The 26,942-nt window shown below is 68.6% G+C and carries 25 protein-coding genes; 17 read left to right on the top strand and 8 right to left on the bottom strand.

Features of this window, described 5'->3' with window-relative positions; all coding sequences use genetic code 11:
- Nucleotides 1-64: 64 nt before the first annotated feature.
- Complete coding sequence (locus TSB10P1A_RS11925; protein WP_186388148.1) at nt 65-1,078, bottom strand: LacI family DNA-binding transcriptional regulator; 1,014 nt, start codon at nt 1,076-1,078, stop codon at nt 65-67.
- A 202-nt stretch (nt 1,079-1,280) separates the two neighbouring features.
- On the opposite strand from TSB10P1A_RS11925, the gene TSB10P1A_RS11920 reads away from it, so the two are divergent.
- Genes TSB10P1A_RS11920 through TSB10P1A_RS11895 form a run of 6 tightly spaced genes read left to right on the top strand, consistent with a single transcriptional unit; the run spans nt 1,281 to nt 7,277 of the window.
- Nucleotides 1,281-2,300 carry a TRAP transporter substrate-binding protein gene (locus tag TSB10P1A_RS11920; protein ID WP_186388147.1) on the top strand — a complete coding sequence of 340 codons (1,020 nt, stop codon included), beginning with the start codon at nt 1,281-1,283 and terminating at the stop codon, nt 2,298-2,300.
- Nucleotides 2,301-2,331: 31 nt separating this feature from the next.
- Nucleotides 2,332-2,871, top strand: coding sequence for a TRAP transporter small permease (locus TSB10P1A_RS11915; RefSeq protein ID WP_186388146.1), 540 nt, complete (start codon nt 2,332-2,334; stop codon nt 2,869-2,871).
- Nucleotides 2,868-4,145, top strand: a complete 1,278-nt coding sequence (locus TSB10P1A_RS11910; protein WP_186388145.1) for a TRAP transporter large permease — start codon at nt 2,868-2,870, stop codon at nt 4,143-4,145. The genes TSB10P1A_RS11915 and TSB10P1A_RS11910 overlap by 4 nt, the downstream gene beginning before the upstream one ends.
- A gap of 8 nt (nt 4,146-4,153) precedes the next feature.
- Nucleotides 4,154-4,693, top strand: a complete 540-nt coding sequence (locus TSB10P1A_RS11905; protein WP_186388144.1) for a VOC family protein — start codon at nt 4,154-4,156, stop codon at nt 4,691-4,693.
- Nucleotides 4,694-4,701: 8 nt separating this feature from the next.
- The gene (locus tag TSB10P1A_RS11900; protein ID WP_186388143.1) at nt 4,702-5,997 is read left to right on the top strand and encodes a ribulose-bisphosphate carboxylase large subunit family protein; all 1,296 of its coding nucleotides are present in this window, start codon (nt 4,702-4,704) and stop codon (nt 5,995-5,997) included.
- Nucleotides 5,994-7,277 carry a four-carbon acid sugar kinase family protein gene (locus tag TSB10P1A_RS11895; protein ID WP_186388142.1) on the top strand — a complete coding sequence of 428 codons (1,284 nt, stop codon included), beginning with the start codon at nt 5,994-5,996 and terminating at the stop codon, nt 7,275-7,277. The genes TSB10P1A_RS11900 and TSB10P1A_RS11895 overlap by 4 nt, the downstream gene beginning before the upstream one ends.
- A gap of 80 nt (nt 7,278-7,357) precedes the next feature.
- Here TSB10P1A_RS11895 and TSB10P1A_RS11890 read toward each other — a convergent pair whose 3' ends face one another.
- Nucleotides 7,358-8,134, bottom strand: a complete 777-nt coding sequence (locus TSB10P1A_RS11890; protein WP_186388141.1) for an IclR family transcriptional regulator — start codon at nt 8,132-8,134, stop codon at nt 7,358-7,360.
- A 171-nt stretch (nt 8,135-8,305) separates the two neighbouring features.
- Here TSB10P1A_RS11890 and TSB10P1A_RS11885 point away from each other — a divergent pair, with 171 nt between their 5' ends.
- The 7 genes from TSB10P1A_RS11885 (at nt 8,306) to TSB10P1A_RS11855 (ending at nt 16,887) form a co-directional block, all read left to right on the top strand.
- On the top strand, nt 8,306-9,820 hold the full coding sequence (locus tag TSB10P1A_RS11885; protein ID WP_186388140.1) for an ABC transporter substrate-binding protein: 1,515 nt from the start codon (nt 8,306-8,308) through the stop codon (nt 9,818-9,820).
- Nucleotides 9,821-10,002: 182 nt separating this feature from the next.
- Nucleotides 10,003-10,920 (top strand): ABC transporter permease, encoded by a 918-nt coding sequence (locus TSB10P1A_RS11880; protein ID WP_186388139.1) that lies wholly within the window; start codon nt 10,003-10,005, stop codon nt 10,918-10,920.
- Nucleotides 10,921-10,926: 6 nt separating this feature from the next.
- Complete coding sequence (locus TSB10P1A_RS11875) at nt 10,927-11,826, top strand: ABC transporter permease (protein WP_186388138.1); 900 nt, start codon at nt 10,927-10,929, stop codon at nt 11,824-11,826.
- Nucleotides 11,827-11,834: 8 nt separating this feature from the next.
- The gene (locus tag TSB10P1A_RS11870; RefSeq protein WP_186388137.1) at nt 11,835-12,821 is read left to right on the top strand and encodes an ABC transporter ATP-binding protein; all 987 of its coding nucleotides are present in this window, start codon (nt 11,835-11,837) and stop codon (nt 12,819-12,821) included.
- A gap of 113 nt (nt 12,822-12,934) precedes the next feature.
- Complete coding sequence (locus TSB10P1A_RS11865) at nt 12,935-13,840, top strand: ABC transporter ATP-binding protein (protein WP_371515096.1); 906 nt, start codon at nt 12,935-12,937, stop codon at nt 13,838-13,840.
- A 46-nt stretch (nt 13,841-13,886) separates the two neighbouring features.
- On the top strand, nt 13,887-15,470 hold the full coding sequence (locus TSB10P1A_RS11860; protein ID WP_186388135.1) for a gamma-glutamyltransferase: 1,584 nt from the start codon (nt 13,887-13,889) through the stop codon (nt 15,468-15,470).
- 1 nt (nt 15,471) lies between these two features.
- Entirely contained in the window at nt 15,472-16,887 is a 1,416-nt protein-coding gene (locus TSB10P1A_RS11855) for a M20 family metallopeptidase (protein ID WP_186388134.1), read from the top strand.
- A gap of 283 nt (nt 16,888-17,170) precedes the next feature.
- Here TSB10P1A_RS11855 and TSB10P1A_RS11850 read toward each other — a convergent pair whose 3' ends face one another.
- The 4 genes from TSB10P1A_RS11850 to TSB10P1A_RS11835 are packed head-to-tail and all read right to left on the bottom strand — an operon-like array spanning nt 17,171 to nt 20,846.
- A complete protein-coding gene (locus TSB10P1A_RS11850; protein WP_186388133.1) occupies nt 17,171-18,679 on the bottom strand; it encodes a tripartite tricarboxylate transporter permease in 1,509 nt (502 codons plus the stop codon).
- Between the two features lies 1 nt (nt 18,680).
- The gene (locus tag TSB10P1A_RS11845) at nt 18,681-19,127 is read right to left on the bottom strand and encodes a tripartite tricarboxylate transporter TctB family protein (protein ID WP_186388132.1); all 447 of its coding nucleotides are present in this window, start codon (nt 19,125-19,127) and stop codon (nt 18,681-18,683) included.
- Between the two features lies 1 nt (nt 19,128).
- Nucleotides 19,129-20,085, bottom strand: a complete 957-nt coding sequence (locus TSB10P1A_RS11840) for a tripartite tricarboxylate transporter substrate binding protein (protein WP_186388131.1) — start codon at nt 20,083-20,085, stop codon at nt 19,129-19,131.
- A 29-nt stretch (nt 20,086-20,114) separates the two neighbouring features.
- Nucleotides 20,115-20,846: a GntR family transcriptional regulator gene (locus tag TSB10P1A_RS11835; RefSeq protein WP_186388130.1), complete on the bottom strand. Its 732-nt coding sequence runs from the start codon at nt 20,844-20,846 to the stop codon at nt 20,115-20,117.
- Nucleotides 20,847-20,931: 85 nt separating this feature from the next.
- On the opposite strand from TSB10P1A_RS11835, the gene TSB10P1A_RS11830 reads away from it, so the two are divergent.
- From TSB10P1A_RS11830 to TSB10P1A_RS11815, 4 genes are all read left to right on the top strand, one after another.
- Complete coding sequence (locus tag TSB10P1A_RS11830; protein WP_186388129.1) at nt 20,932-21,711, top strand: amidohydrolase; 780 nt, start codon at nt 20,932-20,934, stop codon at nt 21,709-21,711.
- Nucleotides 21,712-21,891: 180 nt separating this feature from the next.
- Nucleotides 21,892-22,884, top strand: a complete 993-nt coding sequence (locus TSB10P1A_RS11825; protein WP_186388128.1) for a tripartite tricarboxylate transporter substrate binding protein — start codon at nt 21,892-21,894, stop codon at nt 22,882-22,884.
- A 63-nt stretch (nt 22,885-22,947) separates the two neighbouring features.
- Nucleotides 22,948-23,430 (top strand): tripartite tricarboxylate transporter TctB family protein, encoded by a 483-nt coding sequence (locus TSB10P1A_RS11820; protein ID WP_186388127.1) that lies wholly within the window; start codon nt 22,948-22,950, stop codon nt 23,428-23,430.
- A gap of 1 nt (nt 23,431) precedes the next feature.
- Complete coding sequence (locus TSB10P1A_RS11815; RefSeq protein WP_186388126.1) at nt 23,432-24,958, top strand: tripartite tricarboxylate transporter permease; 1,527 nt, start codon at nt 23,432-23,434, stop codon at nt 24,956-24,958.
- A 26-nt stretch (nt 24,959-24,984) separates the two neighbouring features.
- Here the strand turns inward: TSB10P1A_RS11815 and TSB10P1A_RS11810 are convergent, their stop codons facing one another.
- Both TSB10P1A_RS11810 and TSB10P1A_RS11805 read right to left on the bottom strand, forming a co-directional pair.
- A complete protein-coding gene (locus TSB10P1A_RS11810) occupies nt 24,985-25,698 on the bottom strand; it encodes a class I SAM-dependent methyltransferase (protein ID WP_186388125.1) in 714 nt (237 codons plus the stop codon).
- The gene (locus tag TSB10P1A_RS11805; RefSeq protein WP_186388124.1) at nt 25,685-26,818 is read right to left on the bottom strand and encodes a CaiB/BaiF CoA-transferase family protein; all 1,134 of its coding nucleotides are present in this window, start codon (nt 26,816-26,818) and stop codon (nt 25,685-25,687) included. Before TSB10P1A_RS11805 ends, TSB10P1A_RS11810 begins: the two co-directional genes overlap by 14 nt.
- Between the last annotated feature and the right edge of the window lie 124 nt (nt 26,819-26,942).

The following is a 26,942-nucleotide window of genomic DNA, read 5'->3' as shown; positions in this document are numbered from 1 at the left end:
CGTACAGGAGAGGAACGTCGGGCCCGGGCGTTCGGTTCCGGCATGGGTCGGGGAGCGTGCCGGCCTACTGGTATTGCGGCGGAATGTTTTCGCGGAAGATCAGGTCCATCTTCAGCGGCGGGCGCAGGCCGGCCCCCTCGGCCGGCCGGGCGAAACGGGCCAGCGTCTCGCCGATCACCTGGTCCGGGTCGGAGTTGATCACCGCGTCCATCGTGCCCTCGATCAGGAGGCGGCGGGTGTCGGCGGTCAGGCCGTGGCCGATGAAGACGATCCGCCCGCCCATGCCGTTTTCGGCCAGCGCCCGGCCGATGCCGTCCGAGGCGCCGCCGACATTGTAGATGCCGACGAGGTCCGGGTTCTGGTCGATCAAGGAGCGGGCATGGTGGTAGTTCTGGTTGCGGTCGTCATGGCCCTCGCGCATGCCGATGACCCGAAGGCCCGGATAGGCTTCCTCCAAGAGGCCGAGAAAGCCCATCTCGCGCTCCGCATGGGCGCGGTAGGTGCGGCTGCCGGCGACCAGCGCGACGCTGCCTTCGCGGGCGCCGCAGAACCGGCCGAGCAGCAGCGCTGCCGTGCGGCCGGCCGCCTGGTTGTCGAGCCCGACATAGGCCTCGCGCGCCGGGTGCGGCAGGTCGGAGACGATGGTGACGAGCCGGGTGCCGGCGGCGCTCACCTCTTCCGCCGCCTCGCGCACCAAGGGGTGGTCGATCGCCATGAAGGCGATGCCGTCGGCCCAGCGGGCGTGGTGGCGCAGCGCCGCGGCCAGCGCGCCGGCATCGAAGCTCTCGATGAAGAAGCAGCGCAGCGGCGGGGCATCGCGCGTCTGGGTGTCGGCGACGCCGCGCACCTTGTCGCCGAGCAGGCGCAGATAGGGGTTGCTGCCCATCGGCAGCAGGAAGGCGACGTTCGGCGGGCGCTGGCCGCCCAGCCTCTCGCGCTCCTCCGCGCTCATGTAGCCGATCTCCACCGCCGCCGCGAGCACCCGGGCGACGGTGCGCTGCTTGACGCCCTTGCGCCGGTTCAGCACCCGGTCGACGGTCGCCAGCGACACCCCGGCCGCTGCGGCCAGGTCGGCCATGGAGGGGATCTGGGCGGGGAGCTGGATCTCTCCTGAGGGCACCTCAAAAAACCTCAATAATTGATGTTTGACGTGATGCTCATGGCTTCGTAGCCTTTTGTCAAGAGGAACGGGTTTCCGGCAAGATTTCCTGCCTTGCCCGTCAAAATACCTCATGGAGGCCGAAGGAGACGGCCGCCTCAATCCATCATGGGAGGATGCAATGACCAGACAGTTGTTTTCCGTCAGCCGGCGCGGCGCCCTGGCGCTCGGTCTCGGGGCCGGTGCCTTCGCCCTGGCGCCGGGCTTCGCCCGCGCCCAGTCGCTGACCCTGCGCTACGGCCACAACAACGAGCCGGCCAGCGTCGCCGGCGCCCAGGCCGACTGGTTCGCCGAGGCGGTGGCCAAGCATTCGGGCGGCGACATCGCCGTGCAGGTCTACCCGTCCTCGCAGCTCGGCAAGCTGCAGGAGCTGGCCGAGGCGGTGTCGCTCGGCACCATCGCCTTCTCGCACAACACCGCCGGCGGCATCGGTTCGCTCTACGAGCCTTTCGCGGCGCTCGACACGCCCTATCTCTACCGCGACGTCGACCACCTGATGAAGGTGATGGACATCAATTCGCCGGTGATGCGCGAGCTCAATGAGGGCCTGATCCAGGCGGCCAATGTCCGGGTGATCTACGCCCATTATTTCGGCCGCCGCAATCTCACCGCCAACAAGGCGGTGTACCGGCCGGAGGACCTTGCCGGCGAGAAGATCCGCGCCGTGCCTTTCCCGATCTACCAGGCCGCCGTCGAGGGCATGGGCGCGGCCCCCGTTCCGGTCGACTGGTCGGAGGTGCCGACGGCGCTTGCCACCGGCATCGTCGCGGGGCAGGAAAACCCGGTCAACGTCATCCTCAACGTCAAGCTCTTCGACGTGCAGTCGCATCTGATGCTGACCGGCCACATGTCGAATGCCGAGGTCGTCGTGATGAACGAGGACGCCTGGCAGGCCCTGTCGCCGGCCCAGAAGGAGGCGGTCGCCGCCGCTTCGCTGGAGATCCGCGAGCGCGCCACCAAGGCGATCGAGGACAACGAGGAGAAGGACACTGAGGCGCTGCGCGAGGCCGGCATGACGGTGATCGGCCCCGAGGACGGGCTCGATGTCGAGGCCTTCCGCGCCTCGGTCAGCAAGCTCGTCAATGAGCGCTTCGGCGCCAAATACGGTGCCCTCTACGAGAAGATCCGGGCGATCTCCTGATCTCCCGGACACGGATGAAAAGGGTGCGGCGATGACCGGCGCGACTGATCCCGTCCTCCCTGGTCCGGTACCTCCGGGCGGCAGGCTGCTGGCGGGGGCGGCGGGCGCCTGCCGCACCCTTGCCGTACTGCTGCTGGTGGCGATGAGCGTGCTGGTCGTCGGCCAGGTGCTCGGCCGCAACCTGCTTGATCTCGGCATGCCCTGGGCGGACGAGCTCGCCCGCTTCTGCGGCGTCGCGCTGGTCTTCCTCTGCGTGCCGCTGCTCGCCCTGCAGGGCCGGCATGTGGCGGTGGAGCTGGTGCCGATGGCGCTGCCGGCGCCGGCCCGGCGCTGGACCGGTCTGCTGGTCGAGCTCTGCGTCCTCGCCTTCGCGCTGTTCTTCCTCTACGGGCTCTACCGCTTCCTCGGGCGGGCGTGGAAATTCGCCACCCCGACCCTCGGCATTCCCAACTGGCTGTTCTACGCGCCCGCCATCGTCGCCATGGTGCTGCTGGCGCTGGTCACCCTTGCCCGCCTCGTCGCCCTTCTTCGCGGCGAGACGCCCCCCGGTTCCGATCAGGCCCTGCCATGAGCCTCGTGCTGCTCCTTGTCTTCATCGCCGCGCTGCTGCTCGGCGCGCCGATCGCCGTCGCCCTCGGCCTTGCCTCGGCGGTCGCCATCGTCGGCTTCGACCTGCCGCTGCATGTGCTGGCGCAGCGCGGCATCAATGCGCTCGATTCGACGCCGCTGCTCGCCGTGCCGCTGTTCATCCTGGCGGCGAGCCTGCTCAACGCGATGGGCGTCACCACCCATATCTTCGATCTGGTGCGCCTCGTCGTCGGGCGCATCCGCGGCGCGGTGGCGCAGGTCTCGATCCTGGTCAGCCTGATCTTCTCCGGCGTCTCGGGCGCCGCCCTCGCCGATATCGGCGCGCTCGGCAAGATCCAGATCGACCAGATGTCGGGCCAGGGCTACCGGCGCGATTTCGCCGCCGGCATCACCATCGCAGCGGCGACCATCGGCCCGATCTTCCCGCCCTCCATCCCGCTGATCATCTATGCCAGCGTCACCAATGTCTCGGCGGTGCAACTGCTCGTCGCCGGCATCGTCCCGGCGCTGCTGATCACCGCCTTCCTGATGCTGCAGGTCGCCGTCATGGCGCGGATCTTCAACCTGCCGCGCGACACGGTCAGCCCGTCGCTTTCCGCGGTCGCCCGCAAGGCGGTGATCTCGCTGCCGGCGCTGGCCGCCCCGGTGATCCTGATCGGCGGTCTGCTCAGCGGCTATTTCGGCCCGACGGAGGTTGCCGGCGTCACCGTCGCCTATGCGCTCGCCATCGGCTTTCTGGTCTATCGCACGCTGACCGTCCGGGCGGTGTGGGAGAGCCTGCGCGAGACGGTGGAGGCGACTGCCGGCATCCTCTTCATCGTCTCGACGGCGGCCGTCTTCGCCTGGGTGCTCACCCTCGACCAGGTGCCGGCGATGGCCGGGCAGATGCTGCTCGGCCTCTCCGACAATCCGCTGGTGCTGCTGCTGCTGGTCAACGTGCTGCTGCTCGTCGTCGGCATGTTCCTGGAATCCATCGCGGCGATCCTGATCATCGCGCCGATCGTTGCCCCGGCGCTGCACCAGGCCGGCGTCGATCCGCTGCAGCTCGGCATCGTCTTCGTGCTCAACCTGATGATCGGCCTGCTGACCCCGCCCATCGGCATGAGCCTCTACATGGTCTCCATCGTCTCGAAGATGCCGGTGCACTCGGTGATCCGCGGCGTGCTGCCCTTCTTCCTGCCGCTGGTCCTGTCGCTGCTGGTCGTCTCGGCCGTGCCGGCGGTGTCGACCTGGCTGCCCCGTCTTCTCTCGCAATAGGATTTGTCATGAGCAGGTTTCTCGGCGCAATCCGCCAGCTCGGCTACGTGGTCGACGACATCGAGGCGGCGATGGACCACTGGCACCGGGTCATGGGCGTCGGCCCGTGGTACTACAATCCCAAGGTGCCGATCGAGGACTACCGCTATGACGGCCAGTCCTTCGAGGTGCACAATTCCGTCGCGCTCGCCAACAGCGGCGAGGTGCAGGTCGAGCTGATCCAGACCCGCAACGACGCCCCGTCGATGTATCGCGACTTCCGCCTCGCCGGCCATCGCGGGCTGCAGCATGTCGCCTATTGGACGCAAGCTTACGATGCCGATCTTGCCCGCATGGAGGCCGAGGGCTTCCGCGTCAAGATGAGCGGCAAGGTCGGCGCCAACGGCCGCTTTGCCTATTTCGACCGCGAGGCCCATCCCGGCACGGTGATCGAGCTGTCCGAGGTGATGGGGCCGAAGGGGCGGATGTTCGACATGATCCGCAAGGCGTCCGAAGGCTGGGACGGCAGCGATCCGGTCCGTCCCTTCCCCGACCTTTCGTCGATCTGAGGCGCGTCATGCGGGCGATCCCCCTCAAACCCGGCAGCGTCGAGGCGACCTATCTGGTCGAGACGCCGCTCGATCCGCACAGGATCGCGGCGATCATGGCCGGCGAGCAGAGCTGCGGCACCTTCGTGAGGGTGGCCGGCGAGAGCGACGAATTGCGCGCCCGTGCCGGTGCCGAGGTTCTCGCCGTGGAAGAACTGGCGCCGGCGAGCGCCCCGAGTCTTGCCAGCGCATGGCTGGAGCGTCAGGGCACGCCCGGCCCCTGGCGGCGGGCGCGGGTGCGCATCGCCTATCCGCTCGCCAATATCAGCGCCAACCTGCCGACCCTTGCCGCGACGGTTGCGGGCAATCTCTACGATCTCGGCGAGGTCACGGGGCTGCGCCTCGTCGACGTCGCCCTGCCGCAGGCCTATCGCGCCCGCTTCGACCTGCCGCGCCACGGCGTTGCCGGCACCCGCGCCGCGCTCGGCGTCGCTGGCCGGCCGCTGTTCGGCACCATCATCAAGCCGAATGTCGGCCTCAGCGCCGAAGAGATCGCCGCCCTCGTCGCGGATCTGTGCGAGGCCGGCGTCGACTTCATCAAGGACGACGAGATCTGCGCCGATCCCGACCACGCGCCGCTGGAGGCACGGGTGCGCGCGGTGATGGCGCGGGTGCGGGCCTATCGCCAGCGCTCCGGCCGCGATGTCATGGTCGCCTTCAACATCACCGACGAACTCGACGCCATGCGCCGCCATGCGGATCTGGTGGAGCGCGAGGGCGGGTCCTGCGTCATGGCCAGCCTCAACTGGTGCGGCCTGTCGGCGATGCAGTCGCTGCGCCGCTCGACGCCGCTCGTTGTGCATGGCCATCGCAACGGCTTCGGCGCCGTCTCCCGCCATCCGCTGCTCGGCATCGGCTTCGACGCCTATCAGGCGCTCTATCGCCTTGCCGGTGTCGACCACATGCATGTGCACGGCATCGGCGGCAAGTTCTCCGACGCACCATCGGAAGTCGAGGCATCGGCGCGCCGCTGCCTTGAGCCGCTCGCGGTCGACGCGCCGGATACCTCGGACGCGGTGATGCCGGCTTTTTCCTCCGGCCAGTGGGCCGGCACGTTGCCGGTCACCGCGCGCGCCGCCGGGTCGAGCGACTTCCTGTTCATGGCCGGCGGCGGCATTCTCGCCCATCCTTCGGGTCCGGCGGCCGGCGTCGCCAGCCTGCGCCAGGCATGGGAGGCGGTGGCGGCGAACGAGGATCTCGAAGAGGCCGCAAGCTCGCGGCCGGAGCTTGCCGGCGCCCTGGCGTTTTTCGGGGGGCGGGGATGAGCGGCTATGTCTTCATCGGCGACGATTTCACCGGCGCCTCCGACACGCTGGCAACGCTTGCCGAGGCCGGCATCGCCGCGCGCCTGTGCCTGGAGCGGCCGGGCCTTGCCTGCCTGCCGCAGACGCCGCGCGGGCGGGGGGCGTTCCCGGCCGTCGGCATCGCCACGGATTTTCGCGCCTGCGCGCCCTCTGAGGTCGCGCCGCGCCTGCGCGCCTTGACGTCGCTGGTGCGGGCGGGCCAGCCCCGCTTCGTGCATTACAAGGTCTGTTCCACCTTCGATTCCGCTCCGCATGTCGGCAGCATCGGCGCGGCGGTCGCCGTGCTGGAGGAGGAACTGTCGCCGGCGCTCACCGTCATCCTCGGCGGCCAGCCAAGCCTGCGGCGCTTCTGCCTGTTCGGCACGCTGTTCGCGGCCGGCCCCGACGGGGCAGTGCATCGCATCGACCGCCATCCGGTGATGAGCCGGCATCCGGTCACGCCGATGGGGGAGGCGGACCTGCGCCGGCATCTCGCCGCGCAAGGGCTCAGGGACATCGCGCTGCTGGCGCGGCCCGACCTGCCGGATGCGGCAGCCAGTCTCGCGGCGATGGCGGACGGCACGGGCCGCCGGGTGCTGGTCGATGCGGTCGACGACACCGATATCGAGATGCTGGGCCTTGCCCTGTCGCTGCTGGAGACCCACGGCCGGCCGCTGCTGCTGGTCGGCGCAAGCGGCGTTGCGGAGGCGGTGGCGGGACGTGCAGGGGGCGGGGCAGGGGGCGAGGCAGGGGGCGGGGCGCTCGCGGCTCCCGCTGTCCGCGCCGGGCCGCGCTTGGCGCTGGCCGGCAGCCGCTCGGCGGCCACAGCCGCCCAGGTCGCCGCCGCCACGCGCTATGCCTGCCTGCCGCTCGGCCCTGACGATCTGGAGGGGACGGGGCGCGAGGACTGCGCCGCCCGCTGTGCCGGAATGCTGGCGCGGGGGGCGAATGTGCTGGCCCATCTGCGGCCGGACGCCGATTACGGGATTGCCCCGGACGCGCTGTCGGAACGGCTGGCGGAGCTTGCCGCGCGCATCGCCGCCCTGCAGCCCCCTGCCGGTCTTGCGGTCGCCGGCGGCGACACGTCGGGGGCGGTGGTGCGCCGGCTCGGCTTCGACAGCCTGTCCTTCGAGGGCCGCGCCGGCTCGGGCGTCGCCGTCTGCCGGGGCCATGCGCCGGGCACGCCGCTCGACGGATTGCGGCTGCTGCTCAAGGGCGGGCAGGTCGGCCCGCTCGATCTCTTCGACCGGTTCGCCGCCTGACTTTACTGCCTGACTTTACTGCCTGACTTTGCCGCCTGACTTCGCTTCCTGATTTCGCGGCCTGAGAGAGGCTTGCGGCCTCAGGCGCCGCGCGGCAGGTGGATCGAGTTGGCGATCTCGATCAGGCGCGGCGCCAGCTCGCTGCGCACCCGCTCCACGCTCCATTTCAGGCTCGAGACCGAACATTGCACGGTGGCGACCGGCCGGCCGTCGCCGGACATGATCGGCGCGGCGATGCCGATCTCGCTCATGATGTTCTCGCTATGGGTCAGTCCGTAGCCGCAGGCCACGGCCTCCTCGATGGCCTCGGCGATCTTGCGCCGGTCGGTCGTCGTCTTCGGCGTCAGCACCTTGATCGGCCAGGTCTCGACCGCCTCCTTGCGCTCCGCCTCGCTCAGCCGTGCGATCATCGCCCGCCCGCTGGAGGTGGTCAGCGCCGACAGCCGCCGCCCGGCCACCATCGCGCCGAAAGCGGTGAGCTGGGTCGGGATGCGGATGACATAGACGATCTCCTGGCCGGCGAGCCTTGCGACATTGACGCGCTCGCCGAGCGAGCGGCCGAGCTCGATCGCCTTGGGCATGGCGAGCTGCACCAGCGGGTCGGCCCACAGATAGGCATTGCCCAGTTCCAGGAACTTGATCGAGGGACTGTAGCGCCGCGATTCCGGGTCCTTGTTGAGAAAACCGGTCTTGTACAGCGTGTTGGTCAGGCGCTGGGCGGCGCTCTTGTCGAGCCCGGTGAGGTCGGCGATCTCGGTCAGTCCGAGCACCGTGTGATGCTCGTTGAACAGGCTCAGCACCCGCAAGCCCTTCTCCAGCGAGCCCACGAACAACGTGTCCTGCTTTTCCCTCGCCATCGCCACCTCCGGTTTTTTTGGGGCCGGGCGTCAAGGATCTTGCGCCGGCCCGTTGCTGCATTCTTGACACATTCCAAACTGCTCAATACGCTGAACCATAATACGGTCAATCGTATTAGTATATAATAATCGAAACCAGAGGAACCGGATCACCACCGGTTGAATGAGCAGATGAAGACACGCCTCCTGATGAGCTCCGTTGCCTTGGCCGTCGTCATGACTGCCGGCAGCGCCCTGGCCGACAAGGCCAACGACACGCTGAATGCCGCCTTCACCAAGGAACTGGAATCGGTCGACAGCTATTTCAATTCGGCCCGCGAGGGCGTCATCCTGCAGCGCTCGATCTGGGACGGCCTGCTCTATCTCAACCAGGCGACCGGCGAGTACGAGGGCAACCTTGCGACCTCCTGGACCTGGGTCGACGACACCACGCTGGAGCTGAAGCTGCGCGAGGGCGTCACCTTCCACAATGGCGAGGAGTTCGACGCCGACGACGTGGTCTACACGGTCGAGTTCGTTTCCAAGCCGGAGAACGGCGTCGTCACCCAGCGCAACGTCAACTGGATGAAGGGCGCGGAGAAGGTCGACAAGTACACCGTCCGCATCTTCACCAATGGTCCGTTCCCGGCCGCGCTCGAGTATCTCGCCGGCCCGGTGTCGATCTATCCGAACGAGTATTACGCCGAGGCCGGCCCGGCCGGCATGGCGCTGAAGCCGGTCGGCACCGGTCCTTACCGGGTCGAGAGCGTCGAGCCGGGCAAGCGCTTCGTGCTGAAGAAGTACGAGGGCTATCACGGCGGCCCGAAGGGCATGGCCTCGATCGGCACGGTCGACATCCGCACCATTCCCGACATCAACACCCAGCTCGCCGAACTGTTCAGCGGCGGCCTCGACTTCATCTGGGGTGTGCCGGCCGACCAGGCCGAGAAGCTGGCGCTGATGGACCGGCTGACGGTGGTCAACGAGAGCACCATGCGCATCGGCTATCTGGAGCTGGACGCGGCTGGCCGCAGCGGCGCCGACAATCCGATGACCAACAAGCTGGTGCGTCAGGCGATCAACCATGCGATCGACCGCCAGACCATCATCGACAGCCTGCTCAAGGGCGCCTCGAAGGTGGTCGACGCGGCCTGCTTCCCCACCCAGTTCGGCTGCGAGCAGGACGTCGCCGCCTATGAGTTCGATCCGGAGAAGGCCAAGGCGCTGCTTGCCGAGGCCGGCTATCCGGACGGCTTCTCGGTCGACTTCTACGCCTATCGCGACCGCTCCTATGCGGAGGCGATGCTGTCCTATCTCGCCAATGTCGGCATCAAGGCCAACCTGAAGTACCTGCAGTACTCGGCCCTGCGCGACCTGCGCCACAAGGGCGAGACCAGCATGAGCTTCCAGACCTGGGGCTCCTACTCGATCAACGACGCCTCGGCGATCACCAGCCAGTTCTTCAAGCACGGGGCGGAGGACTTCGCCCGCGACGACGAGGTGCTGGCCTGGCTCGACATCGCCGACACCTCGGTCGATCCCGAAGTGCGCAAGGAGAACTACTCCAAGGCGTTGAAGAAGATCGCCGACGAGGCCTATTGGGTGCCGCTGTTCTCCTACAACGCGAACTACGTGTTCACGAAGGAGGCGGACTTCACCCCGACCCCGGACGAGGTCGTGCGTTTCTTCCACGTTCGCTGGAACTAACGTCAGACTGCGGCCCGCGCCCGGCTTTGCTTTCGCCGGGCGCGGATCCCGCGTCCTTCGCAGCTTCGCCATGCCTGGGCGACCCTCCGCCTCCCGTTCCGGAGCGCGGCGGGAGCGGGCATTGGCCGGCGCGTTTCGCTCCGCCCCCCGCCTGTTGCGGCGCCTGACGATCGGAACCCGAGATGCTTATGTTCACCCTGAAACGGCTGGGGCTCGCCATCCTGGTGACCTTCACCGTGTCGCTGCTGAGCTTCAGCCTGCTGTTCATGGCCGGCGATCCGGCCTCGGCGATCGCCGGCGAGAACGCCACCGCCACCGACATCGAGGCGATCCGCGCGCTCTACGGGTTCGACCGGCCCTTCCTGGTGCAATATGCCGACTGGCTGTTCGGCGCCCTGTCCGGCGATTTCGGCCAGAGCTATTATTTCAAGATGCCGGTCTCGACGCTGATCGCCGAACGGCTGTCGACGACGATGCTGCTCGGCGTCTGCGGCATTTCCTTCGCCCTGCTCACCGCCATTCCGCTCGGCGTCGCGGCGGCGATGCGGCCGAATTCGCTGATCGACCGCACCGCGCTGTTCCTGTCGGTGATGGGCCAGGCGATGCCGAGCTTCTGGTTCGGCCTGGTGCTGATCGTCGTCTTCTCGATCCAGCTCGGCTGGCTGCCGCCGTCCGGCTCCTCGACCTGGAGGCATTTCATCATGCCGACCGTCGTGCTCGGCTATTACGCCATGCCGGCGATCATGCGCCTGACCCGCGCCGGCATGCTGGAGGTGCTCAACGCCGACTATATCCGCACCGCGCGGGCCAAGGGCGCCAGCGAGACGCGGGTGATGTTCAAGCATGCGCTGCGCAACGCGGTGGTGCCGGTGGTCAGCCTCGCCGCGGTGCAGATGGGCTTCATGCTCGGCGGCTCCATCGTCGTGGAGTCGATCTTCGCCCTGCACGGCGCCGGCTATCTCGCCTGGGAATCGATCGGCCGCAACGACCTGCCGACCGTGCAGGCGCTGATCCTGATCTTCTCGCTGTTCTACATCGTCTTCACGTTCCTGTCGGATCTGGTCAATGCCTGGCTCGATCCGCGCATCCGGGTGGGCTGATCCGACATGGCACGCACCATCGAAACCGTCGCGGAAGAGCTCCGCATCCCGAGCCCGGCCGCCCAATTGCGCAAGCGCGTCTTCGGCCATTACGGGCTGGTCTTCGGCCTTTGCGCCCTCGCCATCGTCGTGGCGCTGGCGGTGTTCGCGCCGCTCTTGACGCCGCACGACCCCTACGCCCAGGACCTGATGGGGCGGATGAAGCCGCCGTTCTGGATGGCAGGTTCCGACCCGAGCCATCTGCTCGGCACCGACTATCTCGGGCGCGACTATCTCGCCCGGCTGCTGTACGGCGCCCGCATCTCGCTCGCCATCGGCCTGTTCGCGGCGCTGATCTCCGGCCTCATCGGCACGGCGATGGGCGTTGCCGCCGGCTATTTCGGCGGCCGGGTCGATCTCGTCGTCACCTTCCTGATCAACGTGCGCCTCGCCATGCCGGTGGTGCTGGTGGCGCTCGCCGTCGTCGCCATTCTCGGCGGCTCGCTGCAGGTGGTGGTCTGCGTCCTCGGCCTGCTCTTGTGGGACCGCTTCGCGGTGGTCATGCGCTCCTCGGTGCTGCAGGTGCGCGACCTTGAATATGTCAATGCCGCCAGGGCCATCGGCTGCTCGACCCGGCGCATCATCCTGCGCGAGATCATGCCGAACGTGGTCAACAACCTGATCGTCGTGGCGACGCTGGAAATGGCCCATGCCATCCTGCTGGAGGCGGCGCTGTCGTTCCTCGGCCTCGGCGTGCAGCCGCCGACCCCGTCCTGGGGCCTGATGATCTCCGAAGGCAAGCAGATGATGCTGTTCGAGCCCTGGCTGATCGCCATTCCGGGCGTCGCGCTGTTCGTCCTGGTGCTGGCCATCAACCTGCTCGGCGACGGGCTGCGCGACGTCACCGCGCCGGAAAACAGGGGCTGAGAGCGATCATGAGCGAACCCGTCCTCAGGGTAGAAAACCTCACCATCGACATCCCGATGGCCCAGGGCACGCTGCATGCGGTGCGCGGCATCGACTTCGAGCTGAAGCGCGGCGAGACGCTCTGTATCGTCGGCGAGAGCGGCAGCGGCAAGTCGCTGACCTCGCTCGCCATCATGGGCCTTCTGTCGAAGAAGATGCGCTGCAATGCGGCAAGGCTCGACTTTTCCGGCATCGATCTGCGCAAGCAGTCGCCCCGCGCCATGCGGGCCCTGCGCGGCGACCGCATGGCGATGATCTTCCAGGAGCCGATGACCTCGCTGAACCCGGCCTATACCATCGGCGACCAGTTGATGGAGGCGCTCCAGCTTCACCGGCCGGTCGGCCGGGCCGAGGCGCGGGCCCGCGCCATCGAGCTGCTCGGCAAGGTCGGCATCACCGCGGCGGAAAGCCGGCTCTCGCAATATCCGCACCAGCTCTCCGGCGGCCTGCGCCAGCGCGTGATGATCGCCATGGCCTTGATGTGCGAGCCGGAGCTGATCATCGCCGACGAGCCGACCACCGCCCTCGACGTCACCATCCAGGCGCAGATCCTGCGCCTGCTCGCCGATCTCCAGCGCGAGATGAACATGGCGATGATCCTGGTCACACACGATCTCGGCGTCGTCGCCCGCATCGCCGACAAGGTGGTGGTGATGTATGCCGGCGAGGTGGTGGAAAAGGGCAGCGCCCGCGAGATCTTCGAGACCCCGCGCCACCCCTATACGCGCGGCCTGCTGCGCTGCATCCCGGTTCCGGGCAAGACCAGGCCCGGCGAGCATCTCGGCTCGATCCCCGGCATCGTGCCCTCGCTGATCGGCCATATGGACGGCTGCGCCTTCCGCTCGCGCTGCGACGTGGCGGAAGTCGCTTGTGCCTCGGACGTGCCGGTCCGCCGCACCGGCGAGGATCACATGTATCGCTGCATCCACGAGGTCCAGCCAGGAGCCCCGTCATGAGCACCACCACGACGACCCAAGCTGCCGCGGCCCAGGCCGTCGCGCCCGAAGCCGGCGCCACTCCCGTTCTCGAGCTTGCCGCCGTCACCAAGACCTACCGGGTCAAGCAGGGCATGTTCTCCGCCGCGAGGCCCCTGCATGCGCTCGGCGGCGTCAGCCTGCGGATCTATCGCAAGGACGTGCTCGGCCTTGTCGGCGAGAGCGGCTGCGGCAAGTCGACCCTTGCCAAGATCCTGCTCGGGCTGGAGGCGCCGACCTCGGGCCAGGTCTTGATCGACGGGCGCGAGGTCACGGCGCGCGAGCGCACCGTGCTCGCCCGCCGCATCCAGCCGATCTTCCAGGATCCCTATTCCTCGCTCAATCCGCGCAAGAGCATCGAGGACATCATCGCCCTGCCGCTGGTCGTCCACAAGATCGGCGACAGCGCCTCGCGGGCGAAGTCCGTCGCCCGCATGCTCGATCTCGTCGGCCTGCCGCAGCGGGTGCTGCGCGGCTATCCCAACCAGCTCTCCGGCGGCCAGCGCCAGCGCGTCGCCATCGCCCGCGCCCTGGTGATGAACCCGGAGATCGTCATCTGCGACGAGCCGACCTCGGCGCTCGACGTGTCGGTGCAGTCGCAGATCCTCAACCTGCTCGGCGACCTGCGCGAGGAACTCGGCCTCACCTATCTGTTCATCAGCCACAATCTGGCGGTGGTCGAGCATCTGGCGACCCGCGTTGCCGTCATGTATCTCGGCAAGATCGTCGAGGAGGCGCCGGCGGCTGAGCTCTTTGCCGGGCCGCGCCATCCCTATACGAAGGCGCTGCTGGAATCCGTGCTGACGCCGGACCCGAACCTTTCGGTGCCCGACACCCATCTCGGCGCGACCTATCCCAACCCGATCGACCCGCCGTCCGGCTGTCATTTCCATCCGCGCTGCGCCAGTGCGCTGGAGATCTGCAAGACCACCCCGCCGCCCCATGTCAGGAGCGCGCAGGGCCATGTCGACTGCCATCTGCACGCGGTTCCCGCCCATTGATGCCCTGTTGACGTTCCGTTCCATCCCGTTCGGTGAAGACCCGCCCATGAGCAACCTGTCGCGCACCCAGTCCGTGCGAAAGCATGTCCTCGAGACAAGAGGCGGCGTCGTCGCCTCGCAGCACCGGGTGGCCGCCGAGATCGGCGCCGCCGTCCTTGCCGCCGGCGGCGATGCGGTGGATGCGGCGGTCGCCGTCTCCTTCGCCGTCGGCGTCGTCGAGCCGTGGATGAGCGGCCCGGCCGGGGGCGGTGCCATGGTGGTCTGGCGCGAGGGCGAGCAGCAGGCGCACAGCGTCAATTTCGGCATGCGCTCGCCGGCCGGCCTCGATCCGGCCGACTATCCGCTGTCCAGCGACGGCAAGGCCGGCGACCTCTTCCCCTGGCCGGCGGTCGAGGGGGATCGCAACGTCCAGGGCGCCACGGCGATCGCGGTCCCCGGCACCGTCGCCGGCATGGAGCTGGCGCATGCCACCTGGGGCCGGATGGCGTGGAAGGACCTCGTCCTGCCGGCGGCCGAACTTGCCGCAAAGGGCATGCTGGTCGACTGGTATGCGTCGCTGATCATCGCCTCGGTCGCCCGCGACCTTGCCAAGGACCCGGATGCGGCGGCGATGTTCCTCGATGACGGGGTTTGGCCGAAATCCGCCGGCTGGACGGCGATTTCCGACATCCGCCTCGATCAGGGCCGGCTTGCCGACACGCTGCGCCGCATCGCGGAAGGCGGCGCGCGCGACTTCTACGAGGGCGACATCGCCGTGGCGATGGCCGCCGATGTCCAGGCCAAGGGCGGCTCGCTGTCGCAGGCCGACCTTGCCGCCTACCGGCCGGTGCTCGCTCCCGCGCTCAAGACCTCCTATCGCGGCGGCACCATCCACACCGCGCGCGGGCTGACGGCCGGCGCCAATCTGGTCGAGTGTCTGGCGATGATGGAGGCGGCCTTCACGCCTGCCTCCGCGCCGGACGGCACCAGCTATGCCGAGATGGCCCGCGCCCTGTCGGTCGCTTACGCGCGGCGCCTGCGCGAAATGGGCGACACCGGCGAGGCGGAGGGCTCCGGCACGCCGTCCTGCACCACCCATTTCAGCGTCGTCGACCGGCACGGCAACATGTGCGCCGTCACCCAGACCCTGCTGTCGGTGTTCGGCTCGCGCGTCGTCTCGCCCTCGACGGGCCTGCTCATGAACAACGGCATCATGTGGTTCGATCCCGAGCCCGGCAAGCCGAACTCGCTGGCGCCGAACAAGGCCTGCTTGATGAATGTCTGTCCGGCGGTCGGCAGCAAGGACGGCCGGCGCTTCGCCATCGGCGCCTCGGGGGGCCGCAAGATCCTTCCCGCCGTGCTCAATCTCACCTCCTTCCTGCTGGACTTCGACATGTCGCTGGAGGCGGCGTTCCACCAGCCGCGCATCGACAACAGCGGCGGCGGGGCGATCCTCGCCGACGAGACGCTGCCGCAGCCGGTCCTTGCCGCGCTTGCCGCCGTCCATCCGGTGACGGCGCCCCGCCGCACCGTCTTCCCATACGCCTTCGCCTGCCCGGCCGGCGTCTTGCGGCAGGACGGCATGAACATGGGCTGCACGGAGATCATGTCGCCATGGGGCGACGCCGTGCCCGAAACCGAGGGAGCCTGACATGGCGAACCGTGAGAGCGCCATCGCGCGCATCGACAATTACCTTTCGAGCGGCGGCTACGAGAGCGAGCTGGCCCGCATGCTCGCCTTCGAGACCGAGAGCCAGGACCCGTCCCGCCGGGCGGAGCTGATGCGCTATCTCGTCGAGGAGATGGAGCCCAAGCTCACCGGGCTCGGCTTCACCTGCCGCATCATGACCAACCCGGTCGACCCGTCCGTGCCCTTCCTCTTCGCCGAGCGCATCGAGGATCCGGCCTTCGAGACCGTCCTCACCTATGGCCATGGCGACGTCATCCGCGCCCAGACCGACCAGTGGCGCGAGGGGCTGCATCCCTTCCGCCTGGTGCGCGAGGGCGACAAGCTCTACGGGCGCGGCACCGCCGACAACAAGGGCCAGCACTGCATCAACATCGCGGCGCTGCGGACCATTCTCGAGGAGCGCGGCGCGCTCGGCTTCAACTGCAAGATCATCATCGAGATGGGCGAGGAATGCGGCTCGCCCGGCCTTGCCGAGCTGTTTTCGCAGAACCGCGAGACCTTCGCCGCCGACGTGCTGATCGCCTCCGACGGCCCGCGCCTGCATCCCGACCGGCCGACCCTGTTCATGGGCTCGCGCGGGGCGGTGAATTTCGACCTGCGCGTCGAGCTGCGCGAGGGCGCCCACCATTCGGGCAACTGGGGCGGGCTGCTGCGCGACCCGGCCATCGTGCTCGCCCATGCGCTCGCCTCGATCACCGACCGCCGCGGCCAGATCAAGGTGCCGGAATGGCGCCCGACCAGCCTGACCCCGGCGGTGCGCGAGGCGCTGAAGGACTGCCCGGTCGGCGGTTTCGACGGCCCGACCGTCGACACCGACTGGGGCGAGGAGAGCCTCACCCCGTCCGAGCGCGCCTTCGGCTGGAACAGCTTCGCCGTGCTCGCCCAGACCAGCGGCGTTCCCTCCGCCCCGGTCAATGCCATCTCGGGCCGTGCCCATGCCCATTGCCAGCTCCGCTATGTGGTCGGCACCGATCCCGACGACATCCTGCCGGCGCTGCGTCGCCATCTCGACGCCAACGGCTTCGAGATGGTCGAGATCGTTCCGGCCGATCGCGGCTTCTTCCACGCAACGCGCCTCGACCCCGGCCATCCCTGGGTGACGCGCGTCAGGACCTCGATCGAGGCGACGACGGGCAAGAAGCTGGCGATCCTGCCCAACCTCGCCGGCTCGCTGCCGAACGAGACCTTCGCCGACATTCTCGGCCTGCCGACCGTCTGGGTGCCGCATTCCTACCCCGGCTGCTCCCAGCACGCGCCGAACGAGCACGCGCTCCATTCCACGACCCGCGAGGCGCTGGCGATGATGGCCGGCCTGTTCTGGGACATCGGCGAGGCGAACGCCGCCCGCGCCGGAAAGGTCGCCGAAGCCACCGCCTGAACGCGACTGCCTGAACGCCACTGCCTGAACCGGTCTTCCCGCTCGTCCGATCCGTCGCCATCATGCCACGGCTCGGACCGGCGGGGGTTAGTTTCCGGTTGCGGGGGGAGAAGCGCCCTGCCGGCGCCCGCCGGCCTCTCGGGGATGGTTCCCGCTTATCCCCGAAACGACAGCGCCCGGACGGGTCTTCGTCCGGGCGCCGGTTTTTGCGACGATTGAGAGCGTGCGCGTCAAAATTTCTCGAAATTTTGCAAAATCCGTCTCGAAAATTCTCGAAATTCTCTTAAGGCTTGTTTTCGCTCGCCTTTTTGGCGCGGCGGCGCTTGATCGCCCGCAGCAGCGGCCACAGGATCATGCCGAGCGTCGCCAGTGCCAGCACCGCCGAGATCGGCCGGGTCAGCAGCTCTGTCGGGTCGCCCCGGCTGATCAGGAGCGCCCGCCGGACGCTCTGCTCGGCCATCGGCCCCAGGATCATGCCCAGGATGATCGGCGCCAGCGGCACGTTCAGCTTTTCCAGCAGGTAGCCGGCGGCGCCTGCCGCCAGCATCACCCAAAGATCGACCGGCCGTCCGTTGATCACATAGACGCCGACGCACATCAGCACCAGGATCGAGGGCACCAGCAGAACGCCCGGAAGCCTTTGAATTTGCGCGAAAATTCGTGTTGCGGCAGCCCCGCCGACCAGCAGGATCAGCACCGAGGTCAGCAGCATCTCGATCATGAAGCCGCCGACCAGCACCGGGTTCTGGTGGAACAGTTGCGGCCCCGGCTGCAGCCCGTGGATCATCAGCGCGCTCAGCACCAGCGCCGCCACCACATTGCCAGGAATGCCAAGGGTCAGCGCCGGAATCATCGAGGCGGCGTTGTCGGCGTTGTTGCCGCATTCGGCAGCCGCCACCCCTTGCGGGTTGCCCTTTCCGAAGCTTTCCGGCTCGGAACTGGCGCTCCTGGCGGCGTTGTAGCTCAGGAACGCGGCGATGTTGCCGCCCGCTCCCGGCAGCACGCCGACAAAGATGCCGATCAGCGACGAGCGGCCCCAGGTCGGCAGCAGGCTTCGCACCTCGCCTTTGCGGAACGGCACGCTGGCGAGCTTCAGTTGGGCGGCCGAAAGGCCTCTAAGATCGCACTTTTCGGCCAGTTGCAGCACCGGCGGCAAGGCGTAGAGGCCGACCAGCACCACCACCAGGTCGAGCCCGCCGAGCAGCCAGGGCTGGCCGAAGGTGAAGCGCGCCTGGCCCGACAGGGAGTCGATGCCGACCGTCCCGACCAGCAGGCCGAGCACCGCCGCCAGGATGCCCTTGACCGGATCGCTGCCGACCATGACGCCGACCGAGGCCATGCCGAACATGGCGATCCAGAAATATTCGGCCGGCCCGAACTGCAGCGTCGCCCGGGCCAGCAGCGGCCCGACGCTCATCAAGGCCAGCGCGCTGGCGATGCCGCCGATCGCCGACGACCAGCAGGCGATCTTCAGCGCCTTGGCCGCTTCGCCCTTCTCGGCCATCGGGAAGCCGTCGAAAGTGGTGGCGATGGAGGCCGGAGTGCCCGGAATCCGCAGGAGAATCGCCGGAATCGCGCCGCCATACATCGAGCCGTTATAGATGCCGGCGACCATCGCCAGCGCCACCAGCGGGTCCATCGAGTAGGTCAGCGGCAGCAAGAGGGCTATGGCCATCACCGGGTTGAGGCCGGGCAGGGCGCCGATCAGCACGCCGAGCAGCGTCGCCCCCAGCATGGCGGCGAGCGGCCCGGTCGTCAGCACGGCCGAGGCGGCGTTCAGGAAGAAGTCCATCTCAGCCTCCCAGGCGCGAGGCGGCCCAAAGCTCGGCCGGCAGCGGCTTGTTGAGCACCAGCGAGAAGACCGCCCAGACCAGCGCGACGAAGCTCGCCGCCACCACCGCCGTGTAGAGCGGCCGGCGGAAGCCCAGCACCGGCGGCAGCGCCAGCATCAGGAGCGCCGAGGCGGTGTAGAAGCCGAGCGGCAGGATCAGCGCCACGTAGATGACGCCGGCGGCCAGCGCCTTGACGAGGTTGGCCGGCACGTCGACGAGCCGTCGCGGCGCATCGGTTTTGGCGCGGGCGGCGCGCAGCATGACGAGACCGCCGCACAGCGCCAGGACCAGGCCCAGCACCATCGGGTAGGTGCCGCCGGCTCCGTGATAGGAGCCGGCCTGCCATGCCGCCGCCAGGCCCAGGCCCGCGACGAGCAGGCCAAGGGCGAGGTCCTGGCTGCGTTCCATGTTACTTCGCCAGGCCCAGGGCCTTGGAGACGGCGGCGAGCGCGTCGAACTCGCTCTTCAGCCGCTCGGCGAGCGCCTCGCCCTTGACGACGTTCGGGATCTCGCCGTTGGCGGCCAGGAACTCGACATAGGAGGGATCGTTGACCGCCTCGTCGATGGCGCTCGCGAGGGTGTCGACGATCGCCTGGTCGAGGCCCTTCGGGCCCAGGATCGCCCGCCACAGCAGGGTCTCCTTGTCGCCGAGGCCGAGGCTCTCAAGGCCGGCCGCCTGCGGCAGCGCCGGCACGTCGGCGGCCGAGGTCACGACCAGGCACTTGGCCTCCTTGGAGCCCACATACGGCAGGACCGGCGAGATCGAGCCGCCATAGATGTCGACATGCTTGCCGAGAAAGTTCTGCAAGGTCTCGCCGGCGCCGCCGAACGGAATGGCGACCGCCTTGATGTCGCGGGCCTGGAAGATGCGTTCGGCCGCCAGTTGCATCGTGCCGCCGATGCCGTCATTGCCATAGGTGTACTTGTCCGGGTTGGCGGCGAGCTCGGCCAGAAACTCCTCGCCGGTCTCGGCCGGAAACTCCGGATGGACGCAAAGCGTGTAGGCCGTCTCGGAGGTCGACGCGATCGGCGTGAAGCTGTCGAGCGTGTAGGCGACGTTCTGGACCTGCGGCACGGTGGTCAGCGGGCTGTTCCAGGTGGCGAAGAGCGCGTAGCCGTCGGGCCTCGCTTGCATGAACTGCGAGGCGCCGACCGAGCCGCCGCCGCCGCCGACATTGAGCACGGCGATCGAGGTGCCGAGCTTTTGTTCCAGCAGCACGGCCAGCTTGCGGGCGCTGGTGTCGGTGCCGCCGCCGGCGCCGGCCGGGACGGTGAGCTCGATGGGGCGCTGCGGATAGTCGGCGAGCGCGGGCATAGTGGTGCCGGCGAGCAAAGCGGTCGCGACAATGATCTTGTTGATTTTCATGGACTTTCTCTCCCGTGAGGCGGCTTTTGTCAGCCGATTTCGCTGCGGTAGTGGAATTGCGCGGCACTGCCGCGGGCGATGCGCCATTCGACCGGCGTGCCGTCGATGTCGAAGGCGGTGCGCTTGATGATCGCCAGCGGATCGCCGGCTTTGAGCTTCAGCCGGGCGGCGACCTGCGCGTCGGCATGGCCGAACGACAGATCGTCGGTCGCCCGCTTCACCAAAACGCCGAAGCGCTCGAAGTAGAGCGGATACAGCAGCGGCCCGAAGGCGCTGTCGGGCAGGCTTTCGAAGCCGGCAAAGCGATCGGCGCGAATGTAGAGCTCCTCGAACAGCACCGGCTGGTCCGACAGGGAGCGCAACCGGATGATGCCGATGACGTCGTCGGTGCCGAGCGCCGCCGCCGCCTCCTTCGGCGCCGCGGTGCGGGCGCGCAGGATCAGCTCGCTAGTCGGGATCGAGGAGGGGGCGCCGTCCGGCCCGCGCACCTGGAAGAAACGGAACAGCGTCGCGTCGAAGGACGGGCGGCGCAGATAGGTGCCCGAGCCCTGGCGCCGCTCCAGCAGGCCCTCCGCCACCAGCCCGTCGACCGCCTTGCGGACCGTGCCGATGGAGATGCCGTAGTCGCGCGCCAGCCGCGCCTCGGAGGGAATCGGATGGTTCGGCCCCCACTCGCCGCTGGCGATGCGCGCGGCCAGCGCGTCGCGCAGCTTCGCATAGGCCGGCAGCCGCTCGTCCGCGCTGGGGATCCTGTGGGTCATTCCGTCTCCTCCTCGCAGCAGTTTTAGCGGATGTTGACCCATTCAGTCAACTAGTCATATATATGACTTCTGTCGGAGGGTGCGGATGATCCGGTTCGATTGCCACGTTCATGTCTATGAGGAAGTGAGCGCGACGCGCGGCGCGCGCTACGTGCCGGCGGGCCCGGCGCCGCTGGGGCACTGGCAGGCCGGCCTGGCGCGGCACGGGCTTGCCGGCGGCGTCATCGTCCAGGTCAGCTTTCTCGGCGTCGACAATTCCCAGTTGCTCGGCGCCCTGTCGCAGCTCGACCCGCAGCGCTTTGCCGGCGTCGCCGTGGTGCCGGAAGAGATCGACGCGGCCGGCCTCGATGCGCTGGTTGCCGGCGGCATTCGCGGCATCCGCTGGAACCTGGTGCGCGGCGCGCCGCTGCCCGACCTCGAAAGCCCGGCCGTCGCCGGGCTGCTTCAGCGCCTTTGCGAGCGCGGCCTGCATCTGGAGATCCAGCTCGAGGGGCCGCGCTTGGCCGCCCTTGTCAGCCCGCTGCTGTCGCGCGGCGTCACCGTGGTGGTCGATCATTTCGGCCTGCCGGAGGCGGCCGATCCCGCCCGCGAGCCCTGGCTGGCATCGCTGTCGCGCGGGGTCGACCTGTCGCGGCTTTTCGTGAAATTCTCCGCCCCCTACCGCGCGCCGGTCGATGTCGCCCCGCATGCGCGCGCGCTGCTCGACCTGTTGCCGCCCGGCCATGTGGTCTGGGGCAGCGACTGGCCGCACACTCAGCACGAGGCGATCACCGACTACGACCGGGCGGCGTCCGCCCGCGAGACCTTCGGCATCGGCGACGACACTGCGGCGGTGCAGGCGCTTTACGGCCTGTCGCCGGCCTGAGGCGGAGCGGCCCCGGATCTGCGGGCCGGCGGGCGACAGGAAGCCAGCTTGTTGATTTCGCCCTGATTGGCATTTGCCTTGCGTTTTCTGTCATGCAAGTTTTGACAGGCAAAAGCGGCCGCCATCTTGCGGGCCTGGGAGGGCCCGGAGAACCGCCACAACGATCCCTGGGAGGAAACGATGATCCGCAGTCTTGCCGGAGCAGTTGCTGCTCTTGCCCTGTCCGCCGGTGTTGCCAGCGCCGACTTCCCGGAGCGCGAGCTCCTCGGCGTGGTGATGTGGGGTGCGGGCGGCGCCACCGACGTGGTCGCCCGTGCGGTCAACCCGGCCGCGGAAGCCGCCCTCGGCAAGCCCATCGTCGTGCTCAACAAGGCGGGCGGCGCCGGCGCCATTTCCACCGCCTATGTCAACGCCGCGCCCGCCGACGGCTACACCTTCCTCTATGGCGCCGAGAACCCGCAACTGCACCCGATCATGGGCGTCAGCAAGCTCGACTATTCCAACTTCTCGCCGGTCAACATTCTCGGCCGCGGCGTTGCCGTGATCGTCGTGCCGCAGGCCTCCAAGTACCAGACGCTGGCCGAGCTGCTGGACGACATCAAGGCCAATCCGGGCAAGGTCAAGATGGGCTCCACCGGCCCCGGCGGCCTGCCTTCGACGGTCAGCGCGCTTCTGTCCAACTCCGCGCCGTTCGACGTCACCGCCATTCCCTTCGACGGCGAAGGCCCCGGCCTGACCGCGATGCTGGGCGGCGAGGTCGACTTCATGCCGTCCGGCCTGTCGGCGGCGGCCGAGCAGATCAAGGCCGGCACGATGCGCGCGCTCGCCGTCGTCAACAACGAGCCGGTCGACACGCTGCCGGGCGTTCCGGCGGTGACCGACACGCTTCCGGGCATGTCCGCCTATCTGCCGTGGGGGCCGTTCTACGGCGTCTTCGTGCGCAAGGACACGCCGGACGACGTCACCGCCAAGCTGGTCGAGGCCTTCGCGAGCGCCGCCGCAAGCGACGAGTTCAAGACGCTGATGGCCAATCGCGGCAACGTCTTGATGAACATCTCCGGCGAGGAGGCCGAGGCCTTCCTCGTCAAGTGGCAGCAGGTCACCGCCTGGGCGCTGCAGGACACGGGCGGCGCCAAGGTCAGCCCGGAGAGCCTCGGCATCCCGCGCCCGTAATACCGCGCCGCGGCCGGCTCCTCGTGGCCGGCCGCGGTCCCGCGCTCCGCCTGGAGGGTCATCATGTCCCCGCGCGCCCAGCGGCGACCGGGCGAGCTTGCCTTCGCCGTCGCCCTGCTCGCGTTCAGCCTGTGGCTGTTCGCCGAAGCCTACAAGATTTCCGGCTTTTCCGGCCTGTCGACGCCCGGCGTCTTCCCGATGCTGGCGAGCGGCCTGATGGTCGCCTCGTCGCTGGCGATCCTGGTGAAGGTGCTGGCGATGGGCCCGGCCGGCGGCGGCCTGCGCCGCTTCCTCGCCGATATCACGCCGCTGCGCCAGGCCGTGATGGTGGCGCTGGTCTTTGCCTATATCGCGGCGATGCCTTACCTCGGCTTCCTTGCCGCCTCGGGCCTCTTCCTGTTCGCCTCGATCCAGTTCCTGTGGCGGCGCAGCGTGGTGCTGACGGCCTTGGTCAGCCTTGCCGGGCTCGCGGCGATCCATGTGGTGTTCACGCTCGTCTTCCAGGTGGTGCTGCCGAAGGGAACCCTGCTGCGGGGTCTCATCTGAGATGCTGGAAACGCTCGGCTACCTCACCCTTTCCTGGCTCGACCCCTGGCTGTTGATGCTGACGGCGGCGGGCACGCTCGCCGGCATCTATGTCGGCGCGATCCCCGGCCTGTCGGTGACGATGGCCGTGTCGATCCTGATCTCCTTCACGTTCAAGTGGAGCGTCAACGACGCCCTGGCGCTGATCGCCGGGGTCTTCGTCGGCGGCGTCTATGGCGGCTCGCGCACCGCGATCCTGCTCAACATTCCCGGCGCGCCGAGCGCGATTGCCACCGCGCTCGACGGCTACCCGATGGCCAAGCGCGGCGAGGCCGGCGAGGCGGTCGGCCTGACCACGGTGATGTCGGTGTTCGGCGGCTTCGTCGGCATCGCCGCGCTCGCCCTGTTCGCGCCGCTGCTCGCCGATTTCGCGCTGATGTTCACCTCGCGCGACTATCTGCTGCTGGCGCTGATCGGCATCCTCTTGGTCGGCACCCTGTCGGGCGAGAGCTTCGCCAAGGGCGTCTTCGCCGGCGCGCTCGGCGTGCTGATCGGCATGGTCGGTCTCGATCCGATGACGGCGGAGGGGCGCTTCACCTTCGATACGATCACCCTGATGGGCGGCATCCCTTACGTGGTGGCGATGATCGGCTTCTTCGGCGTCGCCGAGGCCTTCGTGCAGTTGCACCGGCTCGACCTGCCGGCGGTGAAGCAGAAGATCGATCGGGTGATCCCGCGCCTTGCCGACCTGCGCCGCTATTTCCGCGTCGCCCTGCGCGCCTCGGGCATCGGCACGGTGATCGGCGCGCTGCCGGGCACCGGCGGCGACATCGCCGCGCTGCTTGCCTATGACGATGCCAAGCGGGCGACGAAGAACCCGCAGGTGCCGTTCGGCGAGGGCGCCCGCGAGGGGCTGGTGGCGCCGGAAGCGGCCAACAACGCGGCGGTGGGCGGCGCCTTCGTGCCGATGCTGACACTCGGCATTCCGGGCGATGCGGTGACCGCCGTGATCATCGGCGCGCTGTTCATCCACGGGCTGAAGCCGGGGCCCCTGCTCTTGGTCGAGACCCCGCACCTGTTCTGGTTCACCGTCGGCAACCTGGCGCTCGCCAATGTCTTCCTGCTGATCTTCGGCCTGACCGGCATTCGCATCTTCACCAAGATCGTCGAGTGCCCGAAGGCGGTGCTGATCCCGCTGATCATCATCCTGTCGGCGGTCGGCTCCTACGCCATCCAGAACAACCCGATCGACATCTACTGGATGCTGCTGTTCGGCGTGTTCGGCTATTTCCTGAAAGTCTACGGTTTCCAGGTCGGACCGGTGATCCTCGGCGTCATCCTCGGACCGATGATGGATGCCAATTACCGCCGGGCGATGATCGGGGCGCGCAACGATCCGGCGACCTTCCTCTGGGATTTCCTGTCGCACCCGATTTCCTGCGTGCTGCTGATCGCCTTCCTGGCGCTGCTGATCTCGCAGACGCCGCTGCCCCGGCTGGCGCGCGCGGCGCTGCGCCGCCGCCGGCCGCCGGATCGCGAGGCGGGTTGAGCCCGTTCGCGGTCGGTGACGCGCCGTCAGCCTGCGGCCGGATGCAGCTCGTAGAGGGTGAGCGGCTGGATCAGCCGGAAGCCCTTTTCGCTCGCTGTTGCCTTGGCCCTGAACAGGGCGTCCAGCTCGGCGCGGCGCTCATCGGCCACCGCCTTGCGCGCCGGATCGACGGCGACGAGATAGGCGATGAACTCCTCCAGCGCGGCGAAGTCCGAGAGCCGGTCATAGGTGTCGTGCCGGGCGACCTGCCAGGTGCCGGAGGCGATGTCGGCCTCGAGCGCACGCAGGGCAGCGGCGCGGATCTGCGTCTCGTCCTCGACCGGGCGCATCACCTCGAAGAAGCTGCCGCGGGCGAGCGGTTCGACGACGATCAGCGCGCCGGCGGGCCCGATCACCCGCCGCGCCTCGGCCAGCGCCTGGCGCATCACCGCTTCCGGCACATGGTGCAGGGCGTTGAGGAAGATCGCCGCGTCGAAGCTGGCATCCGCAAACGGCAGCGCCTCGGCGGTCGCCTGCTCGAAGCGCGCGTGCGGCACCGCCTCGCGGGCGGCGGAGACGGCGGCCGCGTCCGGGTCGATGCCGGTCGTCTCGAACCCCTTGGCGGCGAGCGAGCGCGACAGCGCGCCATGGCCGCAGCCGATATCCAGCACCTTGCGTGCCTTGCGGTCGTTGAGGATCGCCAGCAGCCGCTCGCCGGTCTGCGGGGCCTGCTGGGAAACCGGAGCCTCAGGCGTCGACATGGGAGAACTCCGCGCGGACCCTGTCGGTATCGGCGCCGAGCGCCGGCACCGGGCCGAAGTCCGGCGACTTGCCGTCGACCAGCGCGCCGGGGGCGAGCAGGCGCACCGGGCCGGACGGCGTGTCCGTCTCGACATGGCGGTTCTGCGGGTGGCGGACCAGGTCGTCCATGGTGCTGACCCGGCCGAAGGCGATGCGGGCCTCGCGCAGCCGGTCGGCCAGTTCGTCGCGGGTATGGGCCGAGAACACCTCGTTGATGATCGCGTCCAGTTCGGCGCGGTGGGCGACGCGGCGCGAATTGCTGGTGAAGCGGGTGTCGGTCGCCACTTCAGGCCGCTCCAGCACGTCGCGGCAGAAATTGACCCATTCGCGCTCGTTCTGGATCGAGAACAGCACGTCCTTGCCGTCGCTGCCCGAATAGGCGCCATAGGGGGCGATGGTCGGGTGGTTGAGGCCGTTGCGCTCCGGCTCCTTGCCGCCATAGGCAAATTGCAGGTAAGGCACGTTCATCCAGTCGGCGAGCGCGTGGAACAGCGACACGGCGATGTGGCGGCCCTCGCCGCTGCGCTCGCGGGCGAAGAGCGCCTGCAGCACCGCCTGATGCGCGGTCATGCCGGCGGCGATGTCGCAGACCGAGACGCCGACGCGCGCCGGGCCTTCCGCATTGCCGGTGATCGCCGACAGTCCGCTTTCCGCCTGCACCAGCAGGTCATAGGCCTTCAGGTCGCGGAACGGGCCCTCGTCGCCATAGCCGGAGATCGACACGGTGATCAGCCGCGGGTTCTCCTGCCGCAGCCGCTCGGGCGCGAAGCCCAGCCGGTCGATGGCGCCGGGCGCAAGGTTCTGGATGAAGACGTCGGCCCTGGCGATCATCGCCGCCAGCAGGTCGCGGTCGGCTTCACTGCGCAGGTCGAGGCAGACGGACTCCTTGCCGCGGTTGAGCCAGACGAAATAGGCGCTCTCGCCATGCACCAGGTGATCGTAGGCGCGGGCGAAATCGCCCTCCGGCCGCTCCACCTTGACGACCCGCGCGCCGGCTTCCGCCAGCCGCCCGGACAGATAGGGCGCGGCCACCGCCTGCTCGACGGACACCACGAAGAGACCGGACAGATCACCCTGCATTTTCAACGCTTCTCCCTATTGTTGGCCCCAGTATGCCCGAAGCGCACTGCCCGGAGTAATAGAGGGGAGTGCCCGCAGCTATTGCCACAATCTATGCCTGATGGGCATTGTCCGGCCGCCGGTC

The organism is Stappia sp. TSB10P1A, assembly GCF_900185725.1.
GTDB lineage: Bacteria > Pseudomonadota > Alphaproteobacteria > Rhizobiales > Stappiaceae > Stappia.
Note: the sequence above shows the minus strand (reverse complement) of the source record. Positions and strands in the feature narration are given on the sequence as shown.

Excerpts from the sequence above, each read along its gene's own strand:
- TSB10P1A_RS11925 (WP_186388148.1), bottom strand. The coding sequence starts at position 1,078 with ATGGCCGACCTGGCCGCAGCGGCCGGGGTGTCGCTGGCGACCGTCGAC.
- TSB10P1A_RS11920 (WP_186388147.1), top strand. The coding sequence starts at position 1,281 with ATGACCAGACAGTTGTTTTCCGTCAGCCGGCGCGGCGCCCTGGCGCTC.
- TSB10P1A_RS11915 (WP_186388146.1), top strand. The coding sequence starts at position 2,332 with ATGACCGGCGCGACTGATCCCGTCCTCCCTGGTCCGGTACCTCCGGGC.
- TSB10P1A_RS11910 (WP_186388145.1), top strand. The coding sequence starts at position 2,868 with ATGAGCCTCGTGCTGCTCCTTGTCTTCATCGCCGCGCTGCTGCTCGGC.
- TSB10P1A_RS11905 (WP_186388144.1), top strand. The coding sequence starts at position 4,154 with ATGAGCAGGTTTCTCGGCGCAATCCGCCAGCTCGGCTACGTGGTCGAC.
- TSB10P1A_RS11900 (WP_186388143.1), top strand. The coding sequence starts at position 4,702 with ATGCGGGCGATCCCCCTCAAACCCGGCAGCGTCGAGGCGACCTATCTG.
- TSB10P1A_RS11895 (WP_186388142.1), top strand. The coding sequence starts at position 5,994 with ATGAGCGGCTATGTCTTCATCGGCGACGATTTCACCGGCGCCTCCGAC.
- TSB10P1A_RS11890 (WP_186388141.1), bottom strand. The coding sequence starts at position 8,134 with ATGGCGAGGGAAAAGCAGGACACGTTGTTCGTGGGCTCGCTGGAGAAG.
- TSB10P1A_RS11885 (WP_186388140.1), top strand. The coding sequence starts at position 8,306 with ATGAAGACACGCCTCCTGATGAGCTCCGTTGCCTTGGCCGTCGTCATG.
- TSB10P1A_RS11880 (WP_186388139.1), top strand. The coding sequence starts at position 10,003 with ATGCTTATGTTCACCCTGAAACGGCTGGGGCTCGCCATCCTGGTGACC.
- TSB10P1A_RS11875 (WP_186388138.1), top strand. The coding sequence starts at position 10,927 with ATGGCACGCACCATCGAAACCGTCGCGGAAGAGCTCCGCATCCCGAGC.
- TSB10P1A_RS11870 (WP_186388137.1), top strand. The coding sequence starts at position 11,835 with ATGAGCGAACCCGTCCTCAGGGTAGAAAACCTCACCATCGACATCCCG.
- TSB10P1A_RS11865 (WP_371515096.1), top strand. The coding sequence starts at position 12,935 with ATGTTCTCCGCCGCGAGGCCCCTGCATGCGCTCGGCGGCGTCAGCCTG.
- TSB10P1A_RS11860 (WP_186388135.1), top strand. The coding sequence starts at position 13,887 with ATGAGCAACCTGTCGCGCACCCAGTCCGTGCGAAAGCATGTCCTCGAG.
- TSB10P1A_RS11855 (WP_186388134.1), top strand. The coding sequence starts at position 15,472 with ATGGCGAACCGTGAGAGCGCCATCGCGCGCATCGACAATTACCTTTCG.
- TSB10P1A_RS11850 (WP_186388133.1), bottom strand. The coding sequence starts at position 18,679 with ATGGACTTCTTCCTGAACGCCGCCTCGGCCGTGCTGACGACCGGGCCG.
- TSB10P1A_RS11845 (WP_186388132.1), bottom strand. The coding sequence starts at position 19,127 with ATGGAACGCAGCCAGGACCTCGCCCTTGGCCTGCTCGTCGCGGGCCTG.
- TSB10P1A_RS11840 (WP_186388131.1), bottom strand. The coding sequence starts at position 20,085 with ATGAAAATCAACAAGATCATTGTCGCGACCGCTTTGCTCGCCGGCACC.
- TSB10P1A_RS11835 (WP_186388130.1), bottom strand. The coding sequence starts at position 20,846 with ATGACCCACAGGATCCCCAGCGCGGACGAGCGGCTGCCGGCCTATGCG.
- TSB10P1A_RS11830 (WP_186388129.1), top strand. The coding sequence starts at position 20,932 with ATGATCCGGTTCGATTGCCACGTTCATGTCTATGAGGAAGTGAGCGCG.
- TSB10P1A_RS11825 (WP_186388128.1), top strand. The coding sequence starts at position 21,892 with ATGATCCGCAGTCTTGCCGGAGCAGTTGCTGCTCTTGCCCTGTCCGCC.
- TSB10P1A_RS11820 (WP_186388127.1), top strand. The coding sequence starts at position 22,948 with ATGTCCCCGCGCGCCCAGCGGCGACCGGGCGAGCTTGCCTTCGCCGTC.
- TSB10P1A_RS11815 (WP_186388126.1), top strand. The coding sequence starts at position 23,432 with ATGCTGGAAACGCTCGGCTACCTCACCCTTTCCTGGCTCGACCCCTGG.
- TSB10P1A_RS11810 (WP_186388125.1), bottom strand. The coding sequence starts at position 25,698 with ATGTCGACGCCTGAGGCTCCGGTTTCCCAGCAGGCCCCGCAGACCGGC.
- TSB10P1A_RS11805 (WP_186388124.1), bottom strand. The coding sequence starts at position 26,818 with ATGCAGGGTGATCTGTCCGGTCTCTTCGTGGTGTCCGTCGAGCAGGCG.